This window comes from uncultured Chryseobacterium sp., from assembly GCF_913776365.1.
GTDB lineage: Bacteria > Bacteroidota > Bacteroidia > Flavobacteriales > Weeksellaceae > Chryseobacterium.
Window position 1 is genome coordinate 1 of record NZ_CAJYMO010000234.1, and the last position, 8,398, is coordinate 8,398.

The 8,398-nt window shown below is 41.7% G+C and carries 9 protein-coding genes; 6 read left to right on the forward strand and 3 right to left on the reverse strand.

Annotated features, from left to right (window positions below; all coding sequences use genetic code 11):
- From QZ735_RS12065 to QZ735_RS12075, 3 genes are all read left to right on the forward strand, one after another.
- Positions 1-251: hypothetical protein (locus QZ735_RS12065; RefSeq protein WP_294248706.1), on the forward strand; the 251-nt coding region annotated here is incomplete at its 5' end.
- A gap of 558 nt (positions 252-809) precedes the next feature.
- Positions 810-1,001 (forward strand): hypothetical protein, encoded by a 192-nt coding sequence (locus QZ735_RS12070; protein WP_294248709.1) that lies wholly within the window; start codon positions 810-812, stop codon positions 999-1,001.
- Positions 1,002-1,328: 327 nt separating this feature from the next.
- Complete coding sequence (locus QZ735_RS12075) at positions 1,329-2,375, forward strand: hypothetical protein (protein ID WP_294248712.1); 1,047 nt, start codon at positions 1,329-1,331, stop codon at positions 2,373-2,375.
- Between the two features lie 64 nt (positions 2,376-2,439).
- Here QZ735_RS12075 and QZ735_RS12080 read toward each other — a convergent pair whose 3' ends face one another.
- Positions 2,440-3,639, reverse strand: coding sequence for a dicarboxylate/amino acid:cation symporter (locus QZ735_RS12080; protein WP_294248715.1), 1,200 nt, complete (start codon positions 3,637-3,639; stop codon positions 2,440-2,442).
- Positions 3,640-3,731: 92 nt separating this feature from the next.
- On the opposite strand from QZ735_RS12080, the gene QZ735_RS12085 reads away from it, so the two are divergent.
- The 3 genes from QZ735_RS12085 to QZ735_RS12095 all read left to right on the forward strand — a co-directional run bounded on the left by QZ735_RS12085 (position 3,732) and on the right by QZ735_RS12095 (position 5,876).
- Positions 3,732-4,643 carry a J domain-containing protein gene (locus QZ735_RS12085; RefSeq protein WP_294248718.1) on the forward strand — a complete coding sequence of 304 codons (912 nt, stop codon included), beginning with the start codon at positions 3,732-3,734 and terminating at the stop codon, positions 4,641-4,643.
- 3 nt (positions 4,644-4,646) lie between these two features.
- Complete coding sequence (locus QZ735_RS12090) at positions 4,647-4,949, forward strand: chaperone modulator CbpM (protein WP_294248720.1); 303 nt, start codon at positions 4,647-4,649, stop codon at positions 4,947-4,949.
- 399 nt (positions 4,950-5,348) lie between these two features.
- Positions 5,349-5,876 (forward strand): hypothetical protein, encoded by a 528-nt coding sequence (locus QZ735_RS12095; protein WP_294248723.1) that lies wholly within the window; start codon positions 5,349-5,351, stop codon positions 5,874-5,876.
- 184 nt (positions 5,877-6,060) lie between these two features.
- On the opposite strand, the gene QZ735_RS12100 is transcribed toward QZ735_RS12095, so the two are convergent.
- Together QZ735_RS12100 and QZ735_RS12105 are read right to left on the reverse strand one after the other, a co-directional pair.
- Positions 6,061-7,044, reverse strand: coding sequence for a PLP-dependent cysteine synthase family protein (locus QZ735_RS12100; RefSeq protein WP_294248725.1), 984 nt, complete (start codon positions 7,042-7,044; stop codon positions 6,061-6,063).
- Between the two features lie 198 nt (positions 7,045-7,242).
- The coding region (locus QZ735_RS12105) for an FtsX-like permease family protein (protein ID WP_294248728.1) at positions 7,243-8,398 on the reverse strand (1,156 nt) is incomplete at its 5' end.

Here is an 8,398-nt window from a genome sequence, read left to right on the forward strand (position 1 = left end):
AAGATAAGATATTTAGTTTTTACAAGAAACTAAATATTACAAGTAATTCGTGTTTTATTCAATTTGAAGATAGTACCAGCTCAAAATCTGTTTTTATAAGTAAGCACGCTGACTTTAAAGAGATTAAGTGCAATAGCATGAATAAGGAAGAAGTCGATAAGCAATTGATGTTTTACGCCAAAATATTAAACACATTAAAATCCAAAAAAGAGTATCATGAAGCTTTTCCTGATGAATTTGAAGTATATTAGTTACATCTTATATTAGATTAAGACAATTTGCTAGTTGAATAGATATTGCGGTATAGCCATTGTGAATTTAAAATACGTGGTATATGTGGCACGAGGTTAAATGAAACAGTACATGAATTTGTAACTTAGATAATGCTGAAAAAATGTAGATAGAAATAGATGAAATTTGTACGATAATTATCAGTATGATTACTTACCTTGTGAAAGAGAATAGATATAATAATTTTGTAGAAACCCAAATAAGTTCAATTTCAACATCTTCTTATTAATCATTAATTAATCTTATACATTCTCATAATTTAGAATTGCAAAATAGATATCGCAGATATAGACGCCACTGGTTTAAATCCGTAACACTCTTGTTTAATAGAACCATGTTTTCGAATATATTAAAAAATTAATATATGAAAATATTTATATAACATTTTGTATCTTGTTATATGGATCTTCACTTTCATAGTAATTTAAATATAATTATACCGTAACTGAGAAAATTAATAATACAAAATCATAATTACATTTAATAAATTAGATAGTGTGTATCGGGATTTATATTGTATGAATGGAGAAATTTTGGATAATCATTTTGCAAAGATAAATTTAACTGATGCAGAAAAAATAAAAATTTCTAGTCCGATAAGAGAATATGGAATTGATGGCCTCGAAGACTGTGGTTCTGTTCCTAATAATAAATTAAACTCATTTGTTTCTTTTGTACTGATAGGAGATTTACAGTATAAAAAAATGTGATAATCCTAAAGTTGCTTATAAATAAGAGAACTTCAGGGAATATGGATAGACATCATTCGAAATAAACCAGAGTATAAAAAAGTTTTCTATTGGGAGTTTATTAGTACATAATGAAGTTGTATATCCAAGTTATTGGTCATGCAAATCTTAATTAGGGAAAAACTACGGATAATTTTCAGCCTAAAGATAAAGATCTGATATTAGTGAAAAATAAAAATAAATCCAATTATTTTACTCAGGCAATCAAATGTGTTGACAGCATATCCGGATAATGGATGTACAGAAATAAATCAGATACTATTAAACATAACCTTATAACGAATAAATATGAAAAACAGGATTCTTATTTTACTGGTATTGATCACACATTTGCTGTTTGCACAGTCAAAAAAAAGAATTGTTGAAGAATTACATTTGCCGGATCCTACTCAGGTTATTTCCGGTTGCTCTTATAATGGGATAAAGCTTCAGGATATCAGAACCAATCCTGGAGATTTCGGAATCGTTAAAAAGGGACTGTCTGACAGGAAAGCTGAAATAGCGTTCAGTCCGGGCTTTGAACAACAACTGTCTGAAATGTTTAAGAAAGGAATTGATCCTTCTTCCGTTAAAGACCAAGAGCTTTTGTTGCAGCTTAGGGCGATGAATTATATGGAAACGACGATCAATATGGTGCAGTACGGCTATTTTACATTCAGGGGATTGTTATTCGGTGGCAGAGAAAATCAGTATCAGCTTATTAAAAAAATGGATACAACATTGGTTGTATTTAATGTGGATGTTACCAAAGAACTGGAAAAACGGTCGCTGGACTATATCCGGAAAGCCGTATTTGAAGCAGCGGTAGAAAAGCCTGTCAGCCAAAGAATGTATACTGCGGATGATATCAATAACTATGATAAGATAGCGAAGTCTGCATTGCCTCTGTATACCCATCCTAAACTGACCGATGGGATATACAGAAGTTACCATGCATTCAGCAGGCAGGTCCCGGATCAGCCCATCAGTGAGATACAGGTTGATCTGGGAATGATTACCAAAGCTTCCTACGTTGATCAGAACGGGAAAAAGAAAAATGCCAAAGAGGATTCTTATGCAATTGTCAATCAGGGTAAAGCATATGTATTCTGTGACGGTGAGCTATATCCGATGAGAAGAATGGCCGAGGATTTTTATTTCATCGCAAAAACAGACCCGTCACCAAAACCAGAAAGACAATTAAGATCAGCAATGACAGGAATAGTATTCGGAGGGATAGCAGGAGGAGCAGTAGGTTATTTTTTTCCAAAAAATAAGAGAAAAAGCTACGAATGCAAACTGGATTATTTTAATGGAAAATATGAAATGGTACGGGAAATAGAATCCCTTAAATAAAAAGGGTTGCTATCTGTTATAGAATGTCTGTACATAGCGATCACCAACTTATAACTCACCACCGTCACACCCTCACAAACCGGTTTACAAACATTGAAGCCACCAGCTGTCCTACGGCGTTCAGTACGGTGGCCAGCGGATCTACCAGCGTGCCGATGATCATCACTGCCGGAATGGCCTCCTGGGGAAGCTTATAGACTGAGATCATCAGCATTTCCCCGATATAGCCGCCGTTGGGGATGCCGCCGGCTACAATGCTCACGAAAACCGTGATTCCCAATGCCAGCAGCAGGTTGGCCGGATCGAAGAAATCCCGTCCGATGATCAGGAAAGCGACATATATTTTAATAATGGACGACATGGATGAGCCGTTCTTATGCAGCGTCGTCCCGATCGGGATCACCATATTGGAAATCTGACCCGGTACGCCGATTTTGGCGGCTGCCAGCAGATTGGCCGGCATCGTAGCCAGGCTGCTGCAGGTACTCAGCGCCGTGAGGGTGGGAAAGGGAGCCTGTTTCCAGAAATTCTTCACGCCTTCGCGTCCTTTCGCCATAAAAGCATAGAGCGAAAAGAAAACAATAAAGTAAACGACGCCGGCTGCATAATACAGTCCCAGCGGCCGGGCATAGAAGCCGAACAGCTGAGGTCCCAGGGTAGCTACCTGATAGGCAAAATAGGCACCCAGCCCAACCGGGGCAGCTTTCATGATCAGCAGGAGCAGTTCTTTCATGACCTCATACCCCGAAGCGATGAAATTTTTGAATACCTCACCTTTTTCTCCGGCCTTCCGGGTAGAAAAGCCGGTCATAAAAGCAAAAATAAGGAGCGCCAGCATGTTCTGCCTGGAAAAGAGCTGGGTAAATTCACCGACCGTAAAAAAGCTGACGATCCGGTTATTCCAGCTTTCGGTATCCGCGGCGGATTCCACCACTTCAGTGGTCCCCGAAACCGCTGACATCGGGAAAAGGTAAACCGCGCCGATGGTAAAAACCGCGGCCGTTACAATGAAAAACAGAAAAGTCAATAGCATGGCCAGCATGATCTTACCGAATTCCGACTGCTGCTCCAGCGAAGCAATGGAATGGGCCACTGCAAAATACACCAGCGGCACAACGCTTACAAAAAGCAGGTTCAGGAAAATATCACCGACCGGCTTAATAGCGTCTACGATGCCCGGGGCAAAAATTCCGATAATGCTTCCCGCAATGATGCCCAGCAGCAGCAGCATAATTCCGGAGTAGTTCTTCAACACTTCTTTCATGGATGCTTTTTACCCAAAGATAGCTTTATTTTTAACATTCTGTTATATCTATGGCATCCGTAAAATCCTTATATTTGAGTAAAAACGTGGCTATGGCTTACATAGATTACTATACTATTTTAGGCGTCGGTAAAAACGCAACCCAGGACGATATCAAAAAGGCTTACCGCAAGCAGGCCCGGAAACTGCATCCGGACCTTAATCCGGGCGATAAGGAAGCCGAACGCAAATTCAAGGAACTGAATGAAGCCAACGAAGTTCTCAGCCATCCTGAAAACCGGGCCAAATATGATAAATACGGTGAACACTGGAAACATGGCGAAGAATATGAAAAGGCACAGCAGCAACAGCGTCAGTACCAGCGCCAGGACGGGGGCGGATTTTCCGGTACGGATTTCGGTGACGGCGAAGATTTCTCGGATTTCTTCCAGAGCATGTTCGGCGGCACAGCCGGAAGCGGTTTCGGCAGAAGTGCCCGGGGCAGTGCTTCGGGAAAATTCAAAGGGCAGGATGTGCAGGCGGAGCTGACTTTAAGCTTGCGCGATGCTACCGTAACCCATCCGCAGACTTTTGAAATCAATGGCAAAAAGGTACGGATTACTATTCCTGCAGGGGTTTACGACGGACAACAGATTAAGCTGAAAGGCCACGGAAACCCTGGGCACAACGGCGGCCCTGAAGGAGACCTCTATATTACCTTTACGATCGCGCCGGATCCCGACTTTGAACGAAGCGGGGATGACCTGAAAACAAAGATCAGCATCGATCTGTATACGGCAGTGCTGGGAGGCGATGTAAAAGTATCCACCCTGGACGGAAGTGTCAACCTGAAGGTGAAACCGGGAACCCAGAACGGAACTACGGTAAGACTGAAAGGAAAAGGCTTCCCGGTATATAAGAAAGACGGCCAATACGGAGACCTGTTTGTAACCTACGATGTGAAATTGCCGGAAAACCTTACCGAAAAGCAGAGAGACCTTTTTGAACAACTTAAAAATTCCTAAGCTATGAACGAAAAAATATCGCGGGAAGAACTCGTAAAAATATACAATATCGAAATCACCTTTTTTGATGAACTGGTAGATTCCGGGCTGCTCAATATCCGGACGGAAAATGAAATCCGTTATCTGATGTATGAAGACCTGCCGTCTTTTGAAAGGTTTGCCAACTGGCATTATGACCTGGATATCAATATCCCCGGTCTTGAAGTCATTCATACCATGCTGCAGAGAATGGAGGAACTGAAACAGCGGAACCGCGAATTGATAAACAGGCTGTCAGCCATCGGCAATACCTATAATGAGGAATAATAACCGGCTTACTATTTAAGATTCAAAATTCAGGGTTCAACAATCCGGTATTTTTAATGGATTCAGTACATCTGCCATGATTTAATGGGTTGATTTAAAGTAAATAAAATAAATAAATAAACGGTAAGCAAATTGGCCGGAAACCTGTAATCAGAATTATCTTTTAAAAGAAGGTTGCAGGATCATTTGCTCTGCAAAGTGTTGACAGCCATTGCAATAAAGAAACTTCCGGCATCCGGCTTCTCCTTCCGGCCTCTCATCCATTCCCTGCGTCAGGTTCATGCTAATGCTAATGTAATGTTGGGAATACCGTACTTTTGCATGCAACAGTATACAATAGGAGAGGAATCTGTAGGGCTTTCCGGAATTTTCAGTTAGCTTTGCATTATAATGAATACGATGAACGGAGAAAAGACCATAACATTACAGCCCGTCAGGCAGGATTTCGAAGAAATTTATTTCAGCGGAGATCAGGGAAACCTGTTTTTCTCACCAACGACGAGAGGAAAAACCATTACAACCCTTGTCATAGGTGCCATCCTGCTGATTGTTTTCATATTCCGGAATGATTTTTCCGGGGAAAAAGCCGGGATTCTGTATTTTGTGAGTTTCCTGTTCCTGCTTTGTGTCATTTTCCTTTCCGTGAGTATTAATAAAGTATCCCGCTGGAAAAAGCAGGTGGGGAATTATCTCAGCAAACTGGAACGGTGCCGCCTTTATGAAATCAGGTTCAGCAATGCAGAATTCAGGGTCATAATCGATGATCAGGAAGAAAGCAGTGAATGGAAGGATTTTGGAAATGTTGAGGTAAATGAACAGTATATCGCCCTGGAAGGAAAGTACAGTTATATGTTCCCTGAGAAATCCATGAGCGGAAAAGATTACCAGTTGCTGAAGAGCGTATTGAAAGAACATATTACCGCCTGATTTTCTGGTTTTATTTTACTCTGTACAGAATACATTATACATTACCCACCGGTACATTTTCCATCATACAACAATACATCATACATTATACATTGTACATCAATACACTATACATTAAAGTCAACTCCAATAAAAAACTCAGGGCAATGATACCCTGAGTTTATATTTTGCAGCTGTCAATACATTAATCCAGCCAGCCCATTTCTCTCATCCAGTCGTCATTATAGACTTTACCTATGTACCGGGAGCCATGGTCGTGAAGAAGGACCACAATCACATCGTCTTTGGTAAACTGGTCTTTCATCTGAACCAGAGAAGCGATAGCGCTTCCTGCAGAATACCCGCAGAAAATTCCCTCTTCCTTAGCCAGTTTCCGTGCGTAAATGGCGCCGTCTTTATCGGTTACCTTTTCAAAGTGGTCGATAACGGACATATCATAGTTTTCAGGAAGGATGTCTTCACCGATTCCTTCGGTAACATAGGTGTAGGCATTCCCCAGGTTAACCTCTCCGGTTTCATGGATTTCCTTCAGGATAGAACCATAGGTATCTACTCCGATTACTTTGATCTCAGGATTTTTTTCTTTGAAGAACGTTCCGCAGCCGGTAATGGTGCCTCCTGTTCCTGCTCCCACTACAAAGTGGGTCATTTTTCCTTCTGTCTGTTCCCAGATTTCCGGCGCGGTGGATTCGTAATGCGCGGCCCTATTGGACAGGTTATCGTATTGGTTGACATACCATCCGTTCTCGGTTTCCTTTGCCAGTCTTTTGGAAACGGAATAATACGAACGCGGATCCGTAGGCTTCACATCAGTAGGGCAGACAATGACTTCAGCTCCTACAGCACGCAGGATGTCACATTTTTCTTTAGATTGTTTGGAATTGGTAACAAAAATGCATTTATAGCCTTTGATAATGGCGGCCAGAGCCAGTCCCATCCCGGTATTTCCTGAAGTTCCCTCGATGATGGTCCCTCCCGGCTTCAGCCTTCCGTCTTTTTCTGCATCTTCAATCATTTTCACGGCCATCCTGTCCTTTACGGAGTGTCCCGGATTGAATGTTTCCACTTTTGCCAGGACCAGTGCCGGAAAATCTTCTCCCAAAACCTTATTGAGCTTCACCAGCGGTGTGTTTCCTATGGTTTCAAGTATGTTGTTTGCGTATTTCATAAATGTTGTTTAGACGGTACAAAGATACGGCTTTCAGAATAATTAAGACAAATGTCGGTTATCTGAATTATAAGTAAGAGAATTTGGAATAATAAATAAAAATGTGCTGGATAGTATGATGTGAATACAGATGATTTTGGATCTGATCATGTAAAACACACAAATCATAATCAGCCGGATATCATCTGTAATTCAGCATCAGCTGTATTTAATGGCCTTCACCGGGGAAATCTTGCTGATGAGATAGCTCGGAATAATTAGTGCCAGTCCTGATACGGCAAGGATTCCCGCAGAAATCGAAATGATCATCAGCGGATTAAGGTCCACCGGAACCGTGCTGACATAATAGTTTTCAGGATTCAGCTTGATGATCCCGAAGAATTTCTGAAGCAGGATGAGGCCAAGGCCGATGGCGTTTCCGTATAGCAGACCCGGAACCATGATGATCAGGGTATAGTTGATGAAAGTTGCCCGGATTTGTCCATTGGTTGCTCCCAATGTCTTCAGCAGCCCTATGGAATTGGTGCGCTCGATGATCAGGATCAGGAGCACCATAATGATATTGATGACCACAACGATCAGCATGATGATGATAATCAGGGCGATATTGGTGTCGAAAATACTGATCCAGTCAGTAATCTGGGGGAACTTATCGGTCGCTTTTTCCGCATAGTTTTTATAGCCGACCAGTTTTTCCACCTCCGGGAAATTACGGTCCGTATTATCTACATCCTTAAAGAAAATATCGATTCCGCCCGCTTCATCAGGCCTGATATCCTGGATTTTCCTGACATGGTTGATGTCTCCGATGACAAACTGGTCATCAATCATCTTGATATCGGTTTTATAAATTCCCACTACTTCAAATTTCCTGTAAATCGGCTGCTGGTCGGTTTTTGAAAAAACGGTCACAATGCTGTCCTTCAGTTTCAGGTGGAGGTCGCCGGCGACCTTTTGTGATATAGCAACTCCATTGTTGTATCCTTTCTCGGTAATTCTGGGAGTAGTGCCTTCCACAAGGAATTTTTTGAACCGCAGGCTGTCGAAATCCTTTCCGACCCCTTTGAAGATCACACCTGCAAAATTATGTTCGTTTCTCATAATCCCGGTTACCGTGGCATATTGCTGAACCGATGCCACATCCGGTATCTCCCTGATTTTATTGATTTCCAGGCCTTCTTTATCAAGTACGGAACTGTTATACGAAGAATTGGAACGGGTAGACTTCACCGTAATATGCCCGCTGAAATCCGCCAGTCTTTCTTTGATGGCTTTCTTGGACCCGAATCCGGTGGAAACCGTAATCAGGGAAACAATAATTCCCAGTGCTACAGAAAGCCGGCCTATGAAGATG